We start from the raw sequence: 1,311 nt of genomic DNA, 5'->3' as shown, positions 1-1,311 counted from the left end.
GGCGCCGATCTCGTGCCGGGCATCGGCTTCGGAGGGCCGCTTCAGATTGCTGTGGTTGATCGTATGGGCGCCGATCGTCACCAGCGGATGCGCGGCGATGCGGCGGATTTCGTCCCAGTTCATCAATGTGCGCAGGCGCGGACCGTCGGCGTCGATGCCATTTGCGCGAGCCAGATCGCGCAACACCGCCTGCAGGTCCTTCTCGCGGATTTCGGAGGTGAGATAGGCGTGCAGGCGTGCATTGGCCTGCAGCTTCTTCGCGGGGGTCGAGCAATCGATCGTCAGCGGACCCTTCGGCCGCGTCAGCGTCAAGGTATCGCGCGCGTTGACGATGTCCTCGACAACGTCCCACCACAGGTCGGCTGTGCCGTTGATCAGCCCGGGCGCGACATAGATGGTGATCGGCGCGCCGTGCTTCTCCAGCACCGGCAGCGCCTCGACCATATTGTCGCGATAGGCATCGTCGGCGGTGATCGTGGCAAACTGACCGCCTTTGCCGCCCGCCTTGATGCGCTCGACGGCTTCGTCCATGGAGACGAAGGCATAGCCATGCGCCTTCATGTCGGCGATCATGGCATCGAGGAACCCGGGCGCGATATTCAGATGCCGGTTGACGCCGTCCGGCTTTTCCGGCGTCGCGGTAACACGGTGCAGCATCAGGATGGCGCCAATGCCGCCGATGAACGGCTTGGCCAGCGGTGCAAGGCCGGTATAGCGGGCGACGTTCAGCGCCAGTTTCCGGATTGCCTCCCCGCCGTCGATCATTCATTCACCTTTTGCGCCTAGGCTGATCCAAGCACGGAATGCGCCTATGCGAACCCCCAAATCGCGACCAATACGCCCTAAGGATTGAGGTATGGTTGACGCAACTGCGTCATTTGACGGCAATCGGCTTGCGGCGACCGAGGCATCGTCGCGCGCCTTGCCACGGGACCGTGCCGGCCTGTCGATCTCGGTGGCGTCCACGGACGGACTGGCGGCCTATGCCGAGTTCTGCCGCTCGGCTCTGTTTGGTCCGGCGCAGGGTGCTGCCTGGATCCTGAACTGGGCGGCCGAGACACGACCGGACCTGCTCGTCGCGACGCTGAGTGCCGAGGGCAAACCGGTTTTTTCGCTGGCGCTGGAGATTGCCTCGAAGGGGCCGTTCCGGATCGCCCGCTTCATGGGTGGGCGCCACGCCAACGGCAACTTCGTCGCCGCGGACCCGAACTGGCTGGCCAAGGTGGATATGCCGGCCCTCCGATCGGTGCTGGCGGCCATCGCCGAGGCACGCCCGGACATCGATCTGGTCGCGCTCGAGCGGTTGCTGCC

The 1,311-nt window shown here is 65.0% G+C and carries 1 protein-coding gene and 1 pseudogene; one reads left to right on the top strand and one right to left on the bottom strand.

All coding sequences use genetic code 11. The features are described from left to right. The coding region (locus EN932_RS36300) for a polysaccharide deacetylase family protein (RefSeq protein ID WP_128369534.1) at positions 1-765 on the bottom strand (765 nt) is incomplete at its 3' end. A gap of 91 nt (positions 766-856) precedes the next feature. On the opposite strand from EN932_RS36300, the pseudogene EN932_RS36295 reads away from it, so the two are divergent. After that, positions 857-1,311 (top strand): annotated as a pseudogene (locus EN932_RS36295) (GNAT family N-acetyltransferase); the annotation flags it as partial.

Origin of the sequence: Mesorhizobium sp. M7A.F.Ca.US.002.01.1.1, assembly GCF_004022955.1 — a bacterium.
In the GTDB taxonomy this organism is placed as follows: Bacteria; Pseudomonadota; Alphaproteobacteria; order Rhizobiales; family Rhizobiaceae; genus Mesorhizobium; species Mesorhizobium ciceri.
The sequence above is the reverse complement of the archived record's forward strand: the minus strand, read 5'-3'. Positions and strand labels throughout refer to the sequence as shown.